General features: G+C 59.9%; 12 protein-coding genes and 2 pseudogenes. 5 read left to right on the top strand and 9 right to left on the bottom strand.

The window, feature by feature from the left end; all coding sequences use genetic code 11:
• Window positions 1-1,287 precede the first annotated feature (1,287 nt).
• From AACH06_RS28930 to AACH06_RS28965, 9 genes and pseudogenes are all read right to left on the bottom strand, one after another.
• Window positions 1,288-1,677 carry a hypothetical protein gene (locus AACH06_RS28930; RefSeq protein WP_341429296.1) on the bottom strand — a complete coding sequence of 130 codons (390 nt, stop codon included), beginning with the start codon at window positions 1,675-1,677 and terminating at the stop codon, window positions 1,288-1,290.
• Between the two features lie 2,442 nt (window positions 1,678-4,119).
• Entirely contained in the window at window positions 4,120-4,464 is a 345-nt protein-coding gene (locus tag AACH06_RS28935) for a hypothetical protein (RefSeq protein WP_341429297.1), read from the bottom strand.
• 192 nt (window positions 4,465-4,656) lie between these two features.
• Window positions 4,657-5,121: a hypothetical protein gene (locus tag AACH06_RS28940; RefSeq protein ID WP_341429298.1), complete on the bottom strand. Its 465-nt coding sequence runs from the start codon at window positions 5,119-5,121 to the stop codon at window positions 4,657-4,659.
• A 618-nt stretch (window positions 5,122-5,739) separates the two neighbouring features.
• Window positions 5,740-6,024 (bottom strand): hypothetical protein, encoded by a 285-nt coding sequence (locus AACH06_RS28945; RefSeq protein ID WP_341429299.1) that lies wholly within the window; start codon window positions 6,022-6,024, stop codon window positions 5,740-5,742.
• Between the two features lie 2,095 nt (window positions 6,025-8,119).
• The gene (locus AACH06_RS28950; RefSeq protein WP_341429300.1) at window positions 8,120-8,926 is read right to left on the bottom strand and encodes a hypothetical protein; all 807 of its coding nucleotides are present in this window, start codon (window positions 8,924-8,926) and stop codon (window positions 8,120-8,122) included.
• Between the two features lie 983 nt (window positions 8,927-9,909).
• Window positions 9,910-10,293: a hypothetical protein gene (locus tag AACH06_RS28955; protein ID WP_341429301.1), complete on the bottom strand. Its 384-nt coding sequence runs from the start codon at window positions 10,291-10,293 to the stop codon at window positions 9,910-9,912.
• A gap of 1,059 nt (window positions 10,294-11,352) precedes the next feature.
• Window positions 11,353-12,471, bottom strand: a pseudogene (locus AACH06_RS28960) (IS110 family RNA-guided transposase).
• A gap of 224 nt (window positions 12,472-12,695) precedes the next feature.
• Window positions 12,696-13,904: a S8/S53 family peptidase gene (locus AACH06_RS30210; protein WP_423222095.1), complete on the bottom strand. Its 1,209-nt coding sequence runs from the start codon at window positions 13,902-13,904 to the stop codon at window positions 12,696-12,698.
• Window positions 13,905-13,912: 8 nt separating this feature from the next.
• Window positions 13,913-14,203, bottom strand: a complete 291-nt coding sequence (locus tag AACH06_RS28965) for a CU044_2847 family protein (protein WP_341429302.1) — start codon at window positions 14,201-14,203, stop codon at window positions 13,913-13,915.
• 232 nt (window positions 14,204-14,435) lie between these two features.
• Here AACH06_RS28965 and AACH06_RS30215 point away from each other — a divergent pair, with 232 nt between their 5' ends.
• From AACH06_RS30215 to AACH06_RS28985, 5 genes and pseudogenes are all read left to right on the top strand, one after another.
• Window positions 14,436-14,906 carry a methyl-accepting chemotaxis protein gene (locus AACH06_RS30215; protein WP_423222097.1) on the top strand — a complete coding sequence of 157 codons (471 nt, stop codon included), beginning with the start codon at window positions 14,436-14,438 and terminating at the stop codon, window positions 14,904-14,906.
• The gene (locus AACH06_RS30220) at window positions 14,890-15,090 is read left to right on the top strand and encodes a hypothetical protein (protein WP_423222096.1); all 201 of its coding nucleotides are present in this window, start codon (window positions 14,890-14,892) and stop codon (window positions 15,088-15,090) included. The genes AACH06_RS30215 and AACH06_RS30220 overlap by 17 nt, the downstream gene beginning before the upstream one ends.
• 345 nt (window positions 15,091-15,435) lie before the next feature.
• Window positions 15,436-16,641: an ABC transporter substrate-binding protein gene (locus AACH06_RS28975; RefSeq protein ID WP_423222098.1), complete on the top strand. Its 1,206-nt coding sequence runs from the start codon at window positions 15,436-15,438 to the stop codon at window positions 16,639-16,641.
• A 397-nt stretch (window positions 16,642-17,038) separates the two neighbouring features.
• Window positions 17,039-17,161 (top strand): annotated as a pseudogene (locus AACH06_RS28980) (YnfA family protein); the annotation flags it as partial.
• 159 nt (window positions 17,162-17,320) lie between these two features.
• On the top strand, window positions 17,321-18,532 hold the full coding sequence (locus AACH06_RS28985) for a serine hydrolase domain-containing protein (protein ID WP_341429304.1): 1,212 nt from the start codon (window positions 17,321-17,323) through the stop codon (window positions 18,530-18,532).
• The last annotated feature ends 1,058 nt before the right edge of the window (window positions 18,533-19,590 follow it).

Below are 19,590 nucleotides of genomic sequence, written 5' to 3' on the forward strand. Positions count from 1 at the left end.
CGGAGGACGGACAGCCCACGCTGACGATGAAGCTGGCACCCAGAAACCGTAGACACGTCGCTGAGACTTCACCAGACTGCTGCTATCTGATGCCTAACGTTCGACGTAAGGGGCTGGCCGCAGGCCAGTCCCCTTGACGGAGGGGTTAGGCAGAATGGCCAGAGCACCGAGATGCCCGGAACGCAATGCCACAACCGACGTGTATTTCATGCCCGGAAGCGATGAGAGGTGTGCGTTGGTGGACCAAGAGACTTCCATGACAAGTGCAACGACGCCGGCCGCGAGAGCAGAAGTACTTCAGCTAGCTCGGCAGAGCGCTGAAAGCTCGCCGTGGCAGAGATGGCCCACAGAGTACCACCGGCGCTGGCCAGGCAGTGCAACTTGAGACCTCGGCATGCTGCCGCGGCCACCCACATGGTGCCCAAGCAGACTGGAATACGGCAGGAACCGCCACGGCCCGTGCGCTGGCCGCCAAAGGACGGACAGCCCATGCCGACGATTGAGTTGCCACCCAGAAGGCTCGGACATGCCGCAGCGCCCCCAACTACTTGCTGCCCTCTGATGCCTAACGTTTGACATGAGAGGCCCGTCCCGGCTTGCCGGGGCGGGTCCTCTCGATGGAGGGGTTAGGCCGCGTCATTGCACTACGTACTCGACGCATCGACTGGCCTTCGGAATGACACCCCAACAATTGCCAATGCAACCAGAAAAGCAGCCGTGACGCCGGCAAAATATCCTAGAAGCGGTTTGACCAAGCTTTCTCTCGGGGGAGCCAAAAAACGCGTGACGGTATCGCCATACGGAACAACATGATCATGGCCCACTGCAATTTGCAAAACTTGAGATTGTGAGTGCAGCCATATAGCCGCATACGCGCCTTCAAGCCCTTGAGCTTCATCAAGATGGAAGCATGCATCGTTCGCGAGGCAACGCAGACAGCGAAGTGCTATGCAATCGGACGGCCCCACGACTAGTTCGGCGGACCGCCAGTCTCTGGCGCCAGCGGTGAAGCGAAGCGTACCGCGAACGACTTTGGCTGTATCGAGGGGCGGCACTGCTAGTGGAACGTCCTCCTCAATCGCAGTTTGACTGGCGAGAAAAAGGGCGGGAATAACGACGAGAGTCCACATAAGCATGAAGACCGAACGCCAGCCAACCGAGATTCGAACTGGCGGCACTCTCCAAATCCGGAACTCAAGGGTCACGTACATTCTCGATTGGCCAACATAAGCGGTCTAACGTTCGACGTAAGGGGCTGGCCGCAGGCCAGTCCCCTTGACGGAGGGGTTAGGTGCCGGCTTCACCTTGAACTGACACCTTGCCGGAGATGGGATTGATGACGACTGCACCAGCTGACCTGCTCACGGGACCGAATACCGGCTTGACGAGGTAGTAGTTGTTGGCATCAGCATAGAGAACCTGCAGGAAGATGCTATTGCATTTGGCGTGACCCACACTTGCCGCCAGACTGACCGCTTGCTCAGGAGTTACCTTCCAACCGTCCGGAAGGCGAAAGACCGAGGAAGCCTCGAGTGTGACTGGGCATCGGGTGGGGATTGATCCGACCTCGACGAGCTCCGGATTGCCGGCAAATACACAACCCGCAGAGCCGGCGATTGAGAGCGCCATCGCCAGGCGCTTAACCATATGGCGTGACGGCTGGAATTGTGCTCGCACGATGGCCCCTTCTGCCTTTCTGGCACCTAACGTTCGACGTAAGGGGCTGGCCGCAGGCCAGTCCCCTTGACGGAGTGGTTAGGCAAAGCGAATGGGGCACCGAGATGCCCGGAACGCAATGCCGCAACCGGCATGCATTTGTAGGCCGGCGGCCAGGCGATGCAGCGACTGGCAAAGCAGAGTACTTGCATAACAAGTGCTACGACACTGGGAAACTGGGGCGAAGGTTTTCAGCGACCTTGGCAAAGCGCTGGAAGCTTGCCCTGGCAGAGATAGCCCACAGAGTACCACCGGCCGCGGCCAACGAGAGCGGTTCCGGCGGCCGTGGTGTGCTGCTGCGACCACCTACATGTGCCCAGGCTGACCTGAATACGGCTGGAGCCGCCACGGACCGCGCGCTGGCCGCCGAAGGACGGACAGCCCACGCTGAGGATGAAGCAGGCACCCGGAAACCGTAGACACGTCGCTGAGGCTTCACCGGTCCTGCCGCCTTTTGATGCCTAACGTTCGACGTAAGGGGCTGGCCGCAGGCCCGTCCCCTTGACGGAGCGGTTAGGCGTGGTGGCCAGAGCACCGAGATGCCTGGAACGCAACGCCACAATCGACATGTATTTCAAGCCCGGTGGCCCAATGAGGCAATGACTGGCAAAGCAGAGTGCTTGCATAACAAGTGCTACGACGCTGGCCGACCGAGACGAAGGATTTCAACCACCTCGGCAAAGCGCTGAAAGCATGCCTTGTCAGGGATCGCCCACAGAGTACCACCGGCGGTGACCAAGGATAGCGATTCCAGCAACCGTGGCGTACTGCTGCGCCCACCCACCTGTGCCCAAGCAGACTTGAATACGGCTTGAACCGCCACGGCCCGTGCGCTGGCCGCCGCAGGACGGACAGCCCACGCTGACGGTTGAGTCACCACCAGAAGGCTCCGGTATGCGATTGCGCCTTCACCCAACTGCAGTCTTTGATGCCTAACGTTCGACGTAAGGGGCTGGCCGCAGGCCAGTCCCCTTGACGGAGCGGTTAGGCAGAACGGCCAGAGCACCGAGGTGACTGGAACGCAATGCCACAACCGACATGTATTTCATGCCCAGCGGCCACGCGAGGCTTGCGTTGGTGGAGCAGAAGACTTGCATGACAAGTGCTACGACATTGGCCTGGAGAGAAGAAGTATTTCAGCGGCCTCGGCAGAGCGATGAAATCTCGCCGTGGCAGAGATCGCCCACAGAGTACCACCGGCCGTGACCAACGAGAGCGATTCCAGCGACCGTGGTGTGCGGCTGCGGCCACCTACATGTGCCCAGGCTGACCTGAATACGGCTGGAGCCGCCACGGAACGCGCGCTGGCCGCCGGAGGACGGACAGCCCATGCCGACGATTGAGTCGCCCCAAAAAAGGATCGGACATGCCGCTGCGCCGTCACCAACCTGCCGTCTTCTGATGCCTAACGTTCGACGTAAGGGGCTGGCCGCAGGCCAGTCCCCTTGACGGAGGGGTTAGGCGTCGGCATTGCCACCGAGCCAGTGCATTTGGGTCTTAGCCATGCTAGCGACTCTGACTGCAAGTTGACTTCGAACGGCTCAGCGCCACTCGGTTCCAAAGAGAAGCGCTCTTCGTCAGGAGAGAGCACCAAACTGCTACCGTTAAAACCTGTGACGCCAGCGGTCGGGTAGTGCAGGTAGCTTCTTGCCTCAATGTCGACCGCGTAAGACTGATAGTTGCTCATTGTCAGGCCGCAGTATCTTGAGTCTTTGGACGCCGTATATCGCCTGACGTTGTGGAACTCTACGTTGGGCACCTCGGCCTCTGCCAGTATGGACAGCGCTTGCTTGACAGTTGAATCCGGCGGACACGGCTCCGCTGCTGGCTTTCGGAAGAGGGTGCTCAACCAGTTGAAGCGGGACATTTCTGACGCCTAACGTTCGAAGTAAGGGGCTGGCCGCAGGCCAGTCCCCTTGACGGAGTGGTTAGGCAAAGGGGACAGAGCAGCGAGATGCCTGGAACGCAATGCCGCCACCGACATGTATTTCAAGCCCGGCAGTCGTGCGAGGCACGCGTTGGTGGGGCAATAGGTCTGCATGACAAATGCTACGACGCTGGCCGGACGAGACGAAGGATTTCAACTGCCTCGGCAAAGCGCTGCAGGCTCGCCGTGGCAGAGATTGACCACAGAGTACCACCGGTGCTGACCAGGCGACTTGAGACCTTGGCGTGCTGCTGCGGCGACCCACATGTGCCCAAGCGGACTGGAATACGGCTGGGGCCGCCGCCGTGCGCGCGCTGGCCGCCGAAGGACGGACAGCCCACGCCGACGACGACGCTGGCACCCAGAAACCGTAGACATCCCGCTGAGACTTCACCAGCCTGCTGCCTTCTGATGCCTAACGTTCGACGTAAGGGGCGGCTTGCGCCTTGGCGCAAGACGTCCCCTTGACGGAGGGGTTAGGCATCGAGTTCAACGAATGGCGCCGAAATGACTTTGCACTGCGGAAGCAAGCTTGGCAATTCACTACGAACAAGCGCTATTGCTGCCGCGCTGTCGCGGCAGTCTTCCAGAAGATGATCCAACTGGTAGCCGAACGAGACCTCGGCCAAGTCCAAATTCTGGCCCATGGCATGACATGCCGCCCAGTCGGCAAACTGGCGGCAGGCTTCGGGCGACTCTAGGTCCAAGGCGACAGCGCGAAGTGAGAACTCCTGTAGGTAGCTCAGTGCAGCAGGCCTAGCCGAAAACTCAAACTCCGGCCTTTTGAGGTACTTCTCAGGGCCATCCAGTGCGAGGTCCACTATTTCTTGCTCAGACTGCTCAGAGCGAAGGATCTTCCGGTCAGCCCAAGCGACCACAGCCTCACTGGTGAGGACTCCGCTCTTCCAAAGTGAGAGGACACGTTCGATGGGACGCATTGGATGCCTAACGTTCGACGTAAGGGGCGGCTTGCGGCGTGCCGCAAGACGTCCCCTTGACGGAGTGGTTAGGGCTCATTGTGGACCACGAGACTGCTCATACGCAGCTTTGGCCAACTGCCCAATGGAGCCTGACAAAGTGATGACCGGCCACAGACCAGAAATGTGAAAGGTAACCGTCCGATTGAAGAACCCCTGCTTTTCGATGATGGATTCGATTGCCGACCAGGGCACCAGCAACGCTGGGCACTGAAAATTGAACGGGAACATCACGGCGGCATACAGCCCATTGCCGCCAATGACAATGTGAAGACAGTTGCGATACCTGATGGGCAAGTGAACCAAGCCAGACGACCCGGAGACGAAGCGGAAGCTCTGACCTTCTGGCTTGGCGGCAGTGGAAAATCGCTGCCCAAGACTCCGCCAGCCACCAGCACGCGCCATGACCGCTGAGCCCACAAGCCAGATGGTGACGAATAGCAGCGGCACAGACCACTGTGAATGCGCCAATCGCATGAAGAAACTCGAAGGCTGCTCCATTGGCCCCTAACGTTCGACGTAAGGGGCGGCCCGCTTGCGGGACGTCCCCTTGACGGAGTGGTTAGGCGCTGCTCGCCGGGAGAAGATGCCCTTGACAGCAAGCCGCCCTACTGCGGCGATGTTCTTGGCTGCGAGAATGCTGTAGACCCAAGCCTTCTGCCACCGAAACTGAACAATGAATAGATGAAGGTGCCAGTTTGGACGCCTACGGACTGATGCACCACTGTGAATGAGCAAGAAGGCTTCAGGATCACCGGTGGCCGCGACGGCGAGCGCTTGAGCCTCTTGGTAGAAGAAGGCCAACAGCTCAGCTCGGGTGCTCGTGGAGGGTGTCCGGTCAATCGACTCATGGCAGAGCACATAGCAATCGCGAAGGCCCGGAAGGCGATACTTGACCAACAGACACTGCCGCTCGGCATAGCCAGGCGGAGTCAGTTCCTCGCGATTGAGCATGAGGCGGGACATTGCGCTGCAGCGCTTAACGTTCGACGTAAGGGGCTGGCCGCAGGCCAGTCCCCTTGACGGAGGGGTTAGGCCTCGGACCGATGGAGATCTCGGAGTAGCTGTGCATTTGAGCCGTGAGGTGGTCGCTGCGGAAGACTTGGTTGAATTGATGCGTCACCGAGACTGGCCAGCGCCCTTGAGGCGTTGCATTGCACTACGGAGCAGCAGAACGGCCGCTCGGTAGATGAGCATGTAGCCCAACATTGATGCCAGTACCCGACCGCCTGGGCTTGGCGTGAACGGCAAGAGCTTCGTGAAATTCTCCGGCATCTGAAAGAGCCAGAGCCAGTAGTACCAGAAGCCGACCCTCGAAGATTGGTCGAGATAACCCCAGGACAGAAGCGCGCTTGAGAACGGCGTGGCAATGCCGAGAACGATGGCACTCAGGAAGAGGAACAAGGGCGGAGTTTTCTTTGACACGGCCGCGTGTGGCTTCGGTGTTCTGATGCCTAACGTTCGACGTAAGGGGCTGGCCGCAGGCCAGTCCCCTTGACGGAGGGGTTAGGCAGAGCGGCCAGAGCACTGAGATTCCTGGAACGCAATGCCACAACCGACATGTATTTCATGCCCGGTAGCCACGCGATGCGTCCGTTGGAAGAGCAAAAGACTTGCATGACAAGTGCTACGACGCTGACCGGGAGAGAAGAAGTATTTCAGCTGCCTCGGCAGAGCGCTGAAATCCCGCCTTGGTAGAGGTGGCCCACAGAGTACCACCGGCGCACGCCAGGCGGAGCAACTTGAGACCTTGACATGCTGCATCGGCCACCCACATGTGCCCAAGCCAACTGGAATACGGCAGGAGCCGCCACGGCCCGTGCGCTGGCCGCCGAAGGACGGACAGCCCACGCTGACGGTTGAGTCACCATCAGACGGCTCGGGTATGCGATTGCGCCTTCAACCACCTGCTGACTTTGATGCCTAACGTTCGACGTAAGGGGCTGGCCGCAGGCCAGTCCCCTTGACGGAGGGGTTAGGTGGCTGACCGGTAGCAGCGAAATGCATTTATAGAGCCTCCAGCGGTGAGCGCAGCCACCACGGGCCAATAGAAGACCAGGGACACAGCTGTCACGACGAGCGAAACCAAGAGGACTGCCAGTGCGGTCGGCTTGCGATGAGACATTGAGCCCAGGCTACAAAGAGCAAGACCATTGAGCACAAATGGAAGCGCCGCCCACCCTACGAACCACCACGGTGCGGGACTCTCAGCCGAGAATACGAAGCGCAACTGAGAAGCCGCGGCTTCAAAGGTGAACTGGGACTGAGGCGTGGCATGAAAAAGCAGAATGAACCAACTGCCTATTGGACCGATGGAGGCCATTCCGAAGAGAAGAGCAGCCCACACCTGCGGTGCCAGCCGAGACTTGCCCTTCTGAAGTGATGAAACCGTGGACATTGTTTTGCCACCTAACGTTCGACGTAAGGGGCCTGCCGCAGGCAGGTCCCCTTGACGGAGGGGTTAGGGCGCTGGCTGAGCAGCGGGACGCCCTTGAGGCTATGCATTGCTTGCCTTTGTGAACTCACCGCCAGCCTCCAGGTGCTCGATGAGCTTGAGTGCGAGGAACGCATAGACCGACTCGGGCTTGGTGTCGTTCTCGACGTAGCGAATGTGTACGACAGAATGATGCGCTCCGCGTCGAGAGTTTGCCTCGCTCACACCTTGGAGGACATTGGCTATGAGTTCTGACTCGTCCAGTGGCTCATGCTGACACTTGCCAACTGGAGGGAGGCATTCGCAGACAGGAACGCCTTGCGGCTGACTGCCAAGGCGAAGCTGCAGGAGATTGTGCCGAGGCCCAGTGATCTGACTTGCAGCAAGGAACTCACCAACTCGGGTGAATTGCATTTGTAGCGCTCTAACGTTCGACGTAAGGGGCCTGCCGCAGGCAGGTCCCCTTGACGGAGGGGTTAGCCCGCTGCGATTGAAGCAAGCCAACGGTTGCTGGAGTTTGCCACCTCCGGGCAGGATTGGCTGCTCGGGTTGACCGCGTGAGCGGGCTGCGACCGCGACAGGGCAGAGACTTGGTGATTGAGGTATTCCCTTCCCGCGCTGGCCGACTGCACAGACCTTGGCCCACAAGCAACCGAGCAAATGTTGCTTTGCCGAAGCCTCCCCTCTGGCTCCCATGACCACGCCGGCCACAAGAACAATGAATTTGACGGGCCTGGCGATGGCGAAGACCAGTCTCTACGCCGCTGAGCAGCAGGGGTGTGGGGTAGGCCAGACTTGCTCGGGCTTGCCCCACACGCCTGATGCGTGGAAAACGGAGGCACCAGTTCAAAGCGACCGTGCCCTCATGAGCAGCAGGCGAAGCCTGTTGCGGCCAAGGCTGACCAACGCCGGCATTGGTATTGGCGCGAACCACCGACGATGACCAAGCAAGCCAACCCGACACTCGCGACCTCTGCTGCGGGCTAACGTTCGAGGTAAGGGGCGGCTTGCGGCTTGCCGCAAGACGTCCCCTTGACTGAGGAGTTAGGCATCGCTCGGTACATGCTAGAAGACCGTCTTTGTGACTTTGGCAACGCCGGCAAGAAGGTCTTGAATCTGCTCCGCGGAGGGATCGGGCTTCTTGGCGTGATCACAGAGATTTCGCAGGTCGGCAAGGTGTTGCACAAAGCGCCATTGCGGAAGATCGATGACGTCCGCCGCCTTCAGCGCCTCATTGAAATCGGCGATGGTGGGGTTCTTCTTGCCAATAGTCAGGCTGTGATTCACGCAGACCTGCGAGAGGTGGCGCTCAAGAACTACGCCAGCGAGTGCTCCGGCAGCTCTCCCGAACTTGAACTTCGCCAAGTGCTCGGCCGCTTGCAATTCCGAGTCGAACAAGTCAGCTTGCAGCATCTGCCGCATGTCGAGTAAGGACGAATCAAACCGCGCCTGTGCGGCCTCCAGGATCGCCAACTGCTGTTGGAACTGAGGAATTGCCGCCTCTTTGTTAACCACAACCTCAAATCCCCCTCGCGTGACGCGGAGGCCTTGCAAGTAGTCCTCTATTCTGTAGTTCTCGAAGGTGATGTCTTTCCTTGGCTTCGGCTTCTCATAGTGCCTGATGAAGTCGATCAGGCGATCTGGAATGAGCTGCTTTACGACTGCTTGAGCCTCGGTGTACCAGCGTTGATAGCCCTTGTCGAAGTCTGGAAGGCCCCGCAGATACTTTTCAGTCTCTTCCTTAAGTTCCTTCTTGAGTGCAGCCTTCACTTTGTCCGGATAGCACGCATGCTGCATGGAAAGGTGGAGTGCTCGGCCTTTGAGGATGAGCTTCTCCAAGTCGGCCTTGAAACGTTCGAGGTTCGATGCCATGGCTTGCAGTAGGTGATCGGATGTGATGCCTAACGTTCGACGTAAGGGGCTGGCCGCAGGCCAGTCCCCTTGACGGAGTGGTTAGGCAGAATGGCCAGAGCACCGAGACGCCCGGAACGCAATGCCGCCACCGACATGTATTTCGTGCCTGTCAGCCACGCGAGGCGTGCGTTGGCGGAGCAAGGGACTCTCATAACAAGTGCTACGACGCTGGCCGGACGAGAGGAAGGATTTCAAAGACCTCGGCAATGCGCTGAAAGCTCGGCGAGGCAGAGATGGCCCGCAGAGTACCACCGGCGCTCGCCAGGCAGAGCAACTGGATACCTTGGCACGCGGCGGCGGCCACCCACATGTGCTCAAGCTGAACTGAGCACGGCCGGAGCACGCCACGGACCGTGCGCTGGCCGCTGAAGGACGGACAGCCCATGCCGACGAGTGAGTCGCCCCAACGAAGACTCGGACATTCCGCTGAGACTTCACCAGCCTGCCAACTTCTGATGCCTAACGTTCGACGTAAGGGGCTGGCCGCAGGCCAGTCCCCTTGACGGAGGGGTTAGCCGTCTGGGTCACCTTCTGCTACCCCCGTACTCAGCGCGAAGTGCCTCATGCTCTCTTCTCAAAGACATGATGCCTGAGGCCTTTAGCCAGGGAGACAAGAACTTGAATCTGGCTTCATACTGAACTCGATCCTGAATCGTTGTGCCGCTACCGGATGAGGCAACCGTACGCTCATGTGTGTAGCGGCGGTACAGGATTGAAGCTCGCTCCTTTACCGCCAGGCGTGGCCAGTTGACCGCTTCTGATTGAGAAGCAAAGCCTTTTGCGACGGCTTGCTCTAGCCAAACCTTGTCAGGCTTGGCGCTTACATCACACCGAAGTACGAAGTAGCGCATGGTGGGAAGCATTGAGACGGCTAACGTTCGACGTAAGGGGTGGCCGCAAGTGGGCGAAGCCCGCTTGTGGACGTCCCCTTGACGGAGGGGTTAGGCGTCACGCGTTTCACGTAGCACTTGGCACGCCAAATGGCCGAAAGATGGGCCGGTTCCGGGCAGTCTCGCGATGACTGGATGCGACGCTGTGGCATTGGTGAATTCTTCAACATTGATGGTTTGCTGACTACCGTACGAAACCATAACCTCAAACTCCCAGAACTCCACCGAATCGGTAAGCCAGATGCCCGAATGGAGATATCCTTCCTGTTCCTCTATCAAGCAGTACTGCACCAACAAGCCGCCTTGAGGCGACAAAGCATGCGATTCCAGTGATAAGCGAAGCCATTGAGGCATGGTGGCACCGATTGAAGCTGCTCGTTTGATCTTGGCTCGAGTGTCGGCAGCTTGCTGCTGGACGTTGCGCTGGATTGCCATGACGCCTAACGTTCGAAGTAAGGGGCGGCTTGCGGCTTGCCGCAAGACGTCCCCTTGACGGAGCGGTTAGGCAAAGGGGCCAGAGCAGCGAGATGCCCGGAACGCAATGCCACAACCGACATGTATTTCAAGCCCGGTGGCCCGACGAGGCGGCGACCGGCAAAGCAGAGTGCTTGCATAACAAGTGCTACGACGCTGGCCGCACAAGACGAAGGATTTCAGCTACCTTGGCAGAGCGCTGGAAGCTTGCCGTGGCAGATGTGAACCACAGAGTACCACTGGCGCTGACCAGGCAGAGCAACTTGCGGCCTTGGCATGCTGCCGAGGCCGCCCACATGTGCCCAAGCTGACTTGAGTACGGCTGGAGCCGCTACGGTCCGTGCGCTGGCCGCCAAAGGACGGACAGCCCATGCCGACGATTGAGCTGCCACCCAGAAGGCTCGGACATGCCGCTGCGCCTCCAACAACCTGCTGCCTTCTGATGCCTAACGTTCGAGGTAAGGGGCCTGCCGAAGGCAGGTCCCCTTGACGGAGGGGTTAGGCCTGGGCGTTTGCCAACGGCCTTCAGGCAGAGCTTTCAGGGTTAGCGACTCACATGCCATGGCTAACCCTAAGAACCTTGCCGTCTTCCTTGGCGATCTCGGCTATTGCGGTTCCCCCGAGAACCTTTCGTCCAGGGGGAGATCGCAAGCTGGGGTGATCTTGTTTCCGGCGTCAAAACTGCCGCCAGAAATCAAGGGTTTACCCTATTCCGACACCAGCTCCCCTCGTCAGCGTACCCGTGGATAACGGCTCTGATATGGTCGCTTTCGTCAATGCTGGCTGTTTGATCCTTTGGACAAGCGGCTTGGGGTGATGCGGCACGAGTCGGTTGCAGCGACGATGGATCAGTCTGATATCCGCGGGTTGGTTACCGCCCAGCATCGATCCGTCATGGAAGCTACCTCCGTCTAGCAGCGCAGGTTGCCCGAAGGCCTTTCTGTGGATAGTGCCGGCGAGGGTTCTTCCCGTCGTGATGCGTGCCGCATCACCGCAGGCCGCTTGCTACAGGGACGCCGCTCAATGCGGCGGGGTTGTGGGCAACGATGCCTGTTGGGCGATGGCCCAAACGAAGCCGGCCAGCTCGCGTGCCACCGCGACACAGACCTTGTTGGTCTGCACGCCCCGCGAAGACAGACGTGCGAACCGTCCGCATAGACGCAGTTGGGCCTTCCAGGCGTGTCGACACACCGCCTCGGGCAGGGCATTGCTGCGTTCGCGCAGCGCTTGGCTCAGGCGCGCCGGGAACCGGTAGTTCCAAGCCGCCTCGGTCAGCAGCCGCCTGGCGTGAGCGTTGCCGGTCTTGGTGATCGAGCCGCGACGAATGCTGTTGCCGCTGGAGTGCTCTGATGGCACGAGCCCGAGGTATCCCATGAACTGGCGTGCCGTGCCGAAGCGGCGGAAATCCCCGATCTCGGCCACCAGGCCGATGGCGCTGACCGTGTCGATGCCACGCAGGGCACGCAGCGCCGCCACGACCGGCTCCAGCCGCCAGCCTGCAGCCGCCTCGGTCAGCGCAGTGGTCAACCGCTGCACGCGTTGTTAAGCCGACTGCTGCGCCAACTGATACTCGGCCAGGGCAATGCGGTCACCTTGGTGGTCGAAGGGTTGATCGCTGATCCAGCGCTAGTGGCTCTTGGTCCACGAGGTCTTGCCCGGATAGCGCCGGCCATGACGTAGCAAGAAGGCCTTGAGCTGCTGACGCGCCTTCAGCCGCATGCCCACTGCATCCTCGCGGGCACGCCACAGGTTGCGCATGGCCTCATGCGCTTCGTCGGGCACCCAGATCGGCTTGAGTTCGCCTGAGCGCGACAACTCCGCCAGCCGCAGGCAGTCGCGCCGGTCGGTCTTGATGCGCTCGCCGGCTCGCCGTGGGATCAGGGTGGGCGCGATGATCTCGCAGTGGTAGCCGCGCCGGCTCAGCTCGCGGTACAGCCCGTAGCCCGTCGGGCCGGCTTCGTACACCACACTCACCGCAGCAGGATCTCCTGCCTTGCCCAGTACCTTCAGCAGTGCCCGCACATCCGGCCCCAGCGTGCCGGCAAAGCGAGCCGGTTCACGTCCGGCTTCGCAAGCCGCCACCGCAATCGTGTCCTTGTGGGCGTCCAGACCGACGAAGAACTTGATACGCTCGTCCATGGCTCGTCTCCTTAACGCTGCGGCTGGCCCGCCCTGCCGCATGTGGCTCGGCACACCTCGGTGCGCAACCCACGATACTGGAGACGAGCCTTCGCCGCAGCCGGCGAGCGACCATGATGTCTAGCTGTCTGCGCACCCTGGGAGCGGCAAATCACAGGGATCGGACTTAGTTGATCTCCCGTTCCGGTATTTGGTGCATGTCGCCACGTTCGCAACGCTGGGCATCACCTCACAACGTCTTGAGCGCGTATTCGTGGATACCGGCCGTCTCGAGCAGCCTCAATGATCTCCCTTGTGAACGTGCCAATCCTGGTCGGGACACCGTGTGTGATGGGAGCGATAAAGCCCTTCGTCAACAAGGCCACTGCCGACACAAACGGAGCAGCGAAAGACGTTCCATACGTGCCGTCCGAAAAGACTCCTTGTGCACCCGGCTCATCCGGGTCGTCGCCACCAAAGGCGCCCGCAGAAAACAGGTCACTGCGAGGACCTTCGGGCGCACTGGAATACCTTGCCCTATCGCGGCTTCGGTTCTCTGCGGTGGCGAACATGAGCGTCTCGACATCCTCGGTGAGCCACCTCGAATTCGGTGCTTGTCCGGTGTTTCCGGCGGCCATTACGGTCAGGGTGCTCGCAGTAGACTTCCCAGCGAGCCGAATGACCAAAGGTAAGAGCGACGATATGAGGGTAGGGGCCGGTATACGTTGACGGCATTGAGGACACAAAAACCAGTCATTACGTAGAGCGACGCTGAGATTCAACACATCGGGGACCTCGCGGGAGACGATATCGCCCATGGCCTGTGCGATCGCAAGCGCGGTGAGTCCCCCGGGATCGGACGGAAGGCGGCCGACGCATAGTTCGACGTCTGATGGGAGAATTCGATCAAGAATAGACGCGACTCGGGTGCCATGCCCCAGTGGATCGGCCGCTTCGACGTCGCGTCTGAGTCTCCCACCAGTGGAGTAGTCGTAGTAGCGCAACTCTCGGTGGGCCGAGTAGTCTGCGCAGAGACCACTGTCAAGAATGGCGACCTTCCGGGGTGTTGGTTGAGCAGATAGGGCTGAGCGAAGAAGTTGCCGGACGGCAGCGGCTTCACGCTCTGCGTGCGGGCTGAGGCGTAGCGATGGACTAGGAAGCGATTCCGACGCCGACAGCGGGAGAACCTGGTTCACGTCGACCACTGCAACTTTCTGCTCGATGGCGGCAGCAAGTCGAGCACTCAAACGGCTTATTGCAAAAGGCTCAAGCCCTGGGTCTGTTTTTAGAACGACGGAGCCCAGTCGAGACAGTTCGGAACTGAAATCAAGGTCACCTTGTTCCGTTAGCAACGGGGTGACGCTTTCGAGTCGTCCCGGTAGCTCGCCGCGGATCTCCGACAGGACGGACATTGGGCCAATCGCGACGACTTGCCCCGGTACGAAGCTGCACATGGTCTCTCCTACGGTGACGTCTTCTTCCAGACGAGTTTGACGGATACGGTAGCTGTACCTTCCATAGAGATGACTACCCACTTTCCGCCAGCCTTAAGCGCGAGATCAAGCTTGAGTTCTATTTCGTCAGCAGACTCTGCGGTTTCAGCAAGCTTCTGACGGAGAGGAGCGACGGCTTCTGAGAGTAGGCTGCCCAGGGATTCGAACGCCTCTTTGGCCTTCTCGCCGACGGGGCTCGATGCATCTGAAAAGCCGGCTGCATGCGACACCGCGATCTCCAAATCGCTTTGACTGCTCATAAAAGTCTCCAGTGAGGTCAGGTGGACCGAATCGTGATGCTCAACGTGGTCTTGGCGACGAGGTGATTCGCCATGGCAAGACGATCGAGGGCCGAATCGAGATGGCATTGAGGGTAGCCACCTCGCACGTCTCTTCACCTCCTCAAGTTTGAGGACGTCCCTGCCAGGGCCAAGAGCGGCGAACTTGCATACCCAATGGACGGCTGCGGAGACAGACTCACTCCCGAAGTTAGTGGATGACGCCGGTGCCTGCTGCGGCCAAGATGCTCCGTCACTTCGTGAGAGTTTCCCTCTATGGCCACCGTCTGCGACAGGTTTAGCGGACGAAGCGCAGCGCGCCGCCACTCGAGGAGGCGAGGCTGTCGGACGCGTAGTTCAAACCATGAACGACATCAGCGATAGCGCCAAGCGAATCTCGGACATCATTGGGGTCATCGACGGTATCGCGTTCCAAACAAATATTCTGGCGCTCAACGCTGCGGTTGAAGCGGCCCGAGCGGGCGAACAAGGGCGCGGCTTTGCCGTTGTCGCGGGAGAGGTCCGGAGTCTGGCCCAGCGTTCCGCCGACGCAGCGCGCGAGATCAAACAGCTAATTCAGGCGAGCGTCGATCGAGTTGAAGCAGGAACGGGTCTTGTGGACGATGCTGGCCAGGCGATGAACAGATATTGTGTCGAAGGTCGAACAAGTGAATCTGCTGATTGAGCAAATCAGCCGGGCTTCCACCGAACAAAAGGGCGGGATTGACCAGGTCAACGAAGCTGTGGCAACTCTGGATGACACTACTCGCCAAAACGCCTCGATGGTTCAGCAGTCGACCGAAGCGGCCAGCAAACTCCAGGCCCAGGCAAAGCGACTGGCAGAGGCCATTGGCGTCTTCAGAGCCTGAAGCAGTGCGGCACGCCGACGAGGCTTAGTCCAGAGAGAAGACATTGCAGGCGATGCGGCTATTGAACGGCCGCCGATTGCTTACTTATATCCTTTGCCCCCCCTCTGCGCCGATTGCAACCCCTTTTTCTGCTCGTCGTGCCAGACGTCGCTCTGTCGAGCGTTGCGACGTCGTGCTGTAGCGTTTTCAATGGTTTGCAGTTATTTCCATCCAACCAACTGAGGCATATCAATGATGAAGCGTCTGGTCATTCAACTGGGCTACATCGCCGCATGCGGCTTCCTCGCCGTGTCCAACGTCCGGGCTGCCACCGATCTCGTAATTGCCACGGTGAACAACGGCCACATGGTTGAAATGCAGAAGCTGTCGAAGAACTTCGAGACCGCCAATCCCGACATCAAGCTGAAGTGGGTGATTCTTGAAGAGGGTGTGTTACGCCAGCGCGTGACCACGGACATCGCCACCAAGGGCGGCCAGTTCGATGTCATGACAATCGGCATGTACGAGACACCTATCTGGGGCAAAAAGGGTTGGCTGGAAGAGCTTAAGGTGGATGCCGCCTACGATCTGGACGACATCCTGCCCTCGGTACGCCGCGGGCTTTCGGTCGACGGCAAGCTGTACGCCGCGCCCTTCTACGGCGAAAGTTCAATGCTGATGTATCGAACCGACCTTGCCACCAAGGCCGGCATCAAGTTCGCCGACCGGCCCACCTGGGACCAGGTGCGCGACGCCGCCGCCAAGATGCACGACCCGGCCAACGGCGTCTACGGCATCTGCCTGCGCGGCAAGCCGGGGTGGGGCGACAACATGGCCTTCATCACGACGATGGTCAATGCCTTCGGTGGCCAATGGTTCGACATGAGCTGGAAGCCCCAACTGGAGACCAAGCCCTGGAAGGAAGCCGTCACCCTCTACGTGGATCTGCTGAAGAAGTACGGCCCGCCCGGGTCGGCCGGCAACAGCTTCAATGAGATCCTGGCGCTATACAACGAAGGCAAGTGCGGCATGTGGGTGGACGCCTCCATCGCTGCCTCGTTCGTAAGCGATCCGAAGCAGAGCAAGGTCGCCGACAAAGTGGACTTCGTGCAGGCGCCGTCGGCGGTGACCGACAAGGGCGCGAACTGGCTTTGGGCCTGGGCACTGGCGATCCCAAACAGTTCGAAGAACCCGGCCGCAGCGCAAAAGTTCATCAGTTGGGCTACCTCCAAGGATTACATCAAGCTGGTCGCGAAGGAGGAAGGCTGGGCTGCCGTGCCGACGGGCACCCGCAAATCGACCTACCTGACGCGCGAGTTCCGCCAGGCGGCGAAGTTCGCGGCAGCCGAGCAGCGCGCGATGCTCAGTGCCAATCCGAACGATGCGACTCTGCCCAAGAGCCCGTACTCGGGTGTTCAATTTGCGGCAATACCCGAATTCGCTTCGATCGGCATTGCGGTGGGCCAGCAGATGAGCGCGGCGCTTTCAGGCAAAGCGACTGTGGATGACGCCTTGAAGGCCTCGCAAGAAGCGGCCGATCGAGAAATGCGCAAGGCGGGCTATTACAAATAGTCGGTGGAGTATTTGCGTCCGATCTCATCCGTCCCCCGGGAGTTGTTGTTCGACCAGATGGAAACCTGCGCCGGGCCAAAAAAAGACCCACCGAATGGCAGGTCTTGAGAGGTCTGTGGAACGCTCGGGCTTTCGGTTCCCAACCCGGCACCGAGCTAGTCAAAAGGACGCACGGATGCGAGGAAGCGATCATGACAACCCAAAGTTGCGGATTCCGGCCTTCTTGAACATTGCGTTCGGCGCCGTGCTCAACCGGACCGGCGGTCATGCGCAGTGCGCCCCGACGTGAACTTCTCTGGACCTGTGGATAACCAATTTCGCCGCCGCAACTTTTGCCTTGCCGCGACGGATCGGCTCCCCAAGAAGGAAGCGCTCATTCGCTCGGCAGAATTGAGTGATGGAAACGCTGCTCTTGTTCGTCTCTACGACGGTGGCCGAAATCGTCGGGTGCTACCTGCCTTACCGGTGGCTCAAACCAGGGCGGCCCGCGCTGCTGCTGGTTCCGGCCGGCACCCCTCTGCCAACCTGCGCGCGTTGACCGACCGAAGGTGCGCCTTCTTGACCGCTTGATCTCAATGATCGTGTCTCAAGAAACGATGGTGAGTCGGGTTCGGTGCGAATCCTCCTAAGAAGCGGCTTGCCGGGCTCCACGAGGACGTAAGATGAAGTAATGGAGGAAATGACGCGCTCCAACATGAGCATGCACAACTGGCGTCGCGGCGCTGTCGCAATATTTGTGGCGTTCGCCTCTACCGTCTGCGCTGCTGGCGAAGGCTGTTCTGGGGGCGCGGAAGATTCCGGCGTGAGCCTGTCATTGGGCTGGGACTGCTTGATCACCTCTACAGATGCCGAAGCGAGCTCACTGCACGGTGTCGTGATTGAGTATGGCGGTGCCATTGTCTTGCAGCGGTATTTTGCAGCCGATGACCAGCCGCTTGGAGACTGGTGGTCTCACAGGCAGACGTTTGACGCGCTGACCTTGCACGACATGAGATCGATCAGCAAAAGCGTGGTGAGTCTGCTGGTCGGAATCGCGCTCGATCGCGGCTTGATTCCATCGCTGGACACCCCGTTGCACCAACTGTTGCCAGATCGAGACGCGCTATTCACTCAGCAAAAACGTCGCCTGACGGTCCGCCACTTGCTTACGATGAGCGCGGGGCTTCAGTGGTCGGAGTCCGCTGCGGTCTCCCTGTTCAGCGACGAGACTCGAATGGAACTGTCGAACGACATGGTTGGGTACGTACTGAGCCGCGATGTTGGGCGGCCGCCAGGCACCGAGTATCGCTACAACAGTGGCTGTACGGTGCTGCTTTCTGCGATAGTCGAAGCAGCCACCGGAATGTCCCTCGTGGAATTTGCCCGTCAAGCGCTTTTCGAACCTCTCGGTATATCTGCACTCGAGTGGCGCGCCGGTCGGAGCAAGCAAGTGATGGCTCATGCGGGTATGCGGCTGAGGCCAGCCGATCTGGCAAAGATTGGACGGCTGGTGCTCAATGGGGGCCGGTGGGCGGGCCGGCAGATCGTCTCCGGCGCGTACCTGCGCGACGCCTTGGCGAGCCATTTGCCTGCGGAGCGAAACTGGGGCTATGGCTACCAGTGGCGTACAGGCAGAATTGAGGCAGAGGGCCGGCTGCTGGACTGGGCAGGTGCCTTTGGAAACGGCGGCCAGCGTCTGTACGTGGTCCCGAGTCTTGATCTCGTGGTCGTCGTCGTCGCCGGTCGATACAATCAGCCCGAGCCAGGCAATAGTCGCCCTTCGGAAGAGTTGTTCGCGCGAGTCGCGACTCACGTCGCCCGAAAATCTGCCAGCTTTACTAAGTGCAAGGGCGAGAGCAGTCTCGCCGACTCGTGCGTGCCTGGGCGGGACAACTTCGTCTCAAACCACTAGGTGTGACTGTCCGGGCGACATAGCGCGTCCTCGTCCAACCCAATCTGCAGGTGCGACTGCGGCGTCAACCCACCACTTGGTGGCTGTCCAAATCCAGCGTTTCCTTGTCGGTCTGTAAGTACGCGAAGCCGCTGGTCAAACAAGGTGGTGTGCGGCCGGCGCGAAGGGGCGTTGCGCCCAAGCGAACGACGACCGTAGATGGTTCTTCCTATCGTAGACAACGCTGGGCGGGATGCCGTGACGCTGCATCAACGCAGGCTCCCGCACTTGCAAACCCTATCCCGTGCAGTCAGCGCCTGTAGACGGAGCTAGGTCGGGCTTGCGTCGAGATGGACGAGGCACTATGCGCAGCTTGCCGGTACGACTGACAGGAAGCCATTGATGCGGCTGATCAGTTCGAACCGGAACGGGTGCTCATGGACACTCGGAATACGCGCCAAGACAATGCCGACGAAGGCTGCCCGCTGTACCTATGACTGGGCTACTACCTGTGCTCGGATTTCACCGGCTCGATGAGGCCATCCCGAAGTAGTCCCTCAATGGCGGCCACGATCTCGACAGCAGACTCAGGCGACAAGTCAATCAGGCGCCTCAGGTCGGTATAGCCGTTGAATCGTGCCAGTAGACGCGTGTCTACCGTGTCGCTCCTCGCGCGGCTGGCCAAAAGCGCGCGCTGACCTCGTGTCGTACGCTGGTAAACGGCTGAGTCCTCGAAAATTTCTGCGCGTGTGGGCAAGCTCGCTGTAAGCATGTCACGATGTGCTAACTGTCATCACTTTGTCATATTAGCGAGTTGCGAATCAACTGAAAAGACACTCTGGCGCCGCCCCACCGCCAACAGGCGTTGTCGGGCTGACTCAGATCGGGCAGGCTTACGTTCCCAAGTTAGGCCTATGGAGCGGACCCGTGGCGAGCAAACAGACCTTTGGCGGCTACGACATCGACCCAACGCCCCAGCCAATGCCCGCTGGCCGGTTCGTTGCGTGCGCGCGGCTGACCCGGCAAAGCGATGGACAGGTCGAGGAGGTATGGCCCGACTTCGATGACTTCGCCACAGA

This window comes from Ideonella lacteola, from assembly GCF_038066555.1.
Classification (GTDB): domain Bacteria; phylum Pseudomonadota; class Gammaproteobacteria; order Burkholderiales; family Burkholderiaceae_C; genus Ideonella; species Ideonella lacteola.

Bases quoted from the DNA above. Each gene is read 5' to 3' on its own strand.
- AACH06_RS28975 (WP_423222098.1), top strand. From the start codon at position 15,436: ATGGTTGAAATGCAGAAGCTGTCGAAGAACTTCGAGACCGCCAATCCC.
- AACH06_RS28940 (WP_341429298.1), bottom strand. From the start codon at position 5,121: ATGGAGCAGCCTTCGAGTTTCTTCATGCGATTGGCGCATTCACAGTGG.
- AACH06_RS28950 (WP_341429300.1), bottom strand. From the start codon at position 8,926: ATGGCATCGAACCTCGAACGTTTCAAGGCCGACTTGGAGAAGCTCATC.
- AACH06_RS30210 (WP_423222095.1), bottom strand. From the start codon at position 13,904: ATGTGCAGCTTCGTACCGGGGCAAGTCGTCGCGATTGGCCCAATGTCC.
- AACH06_RS28955 (WP_341429301.1), bottom strand. From the start codon at position 10,293: ATGGCAATCCAGCGCAACGTCCAGCAGCAAGCTGCCGACACTCGAGCC.
- AACH06_RS28985 (WP_341429304.1), top strand. From the start codon at position 17,321: ATGACGCGCTCCAACATGAGCATGCACAACTGGCGTCGCGGCGCTGTC.
- AACH06_RS28965 (WP_341429302.1), bottom strand. From the start codon at position 14,203: ATGAGCAGTCAAAGCGATTTGGAGATCGCGGTGTCGCATGCAGCCGGC.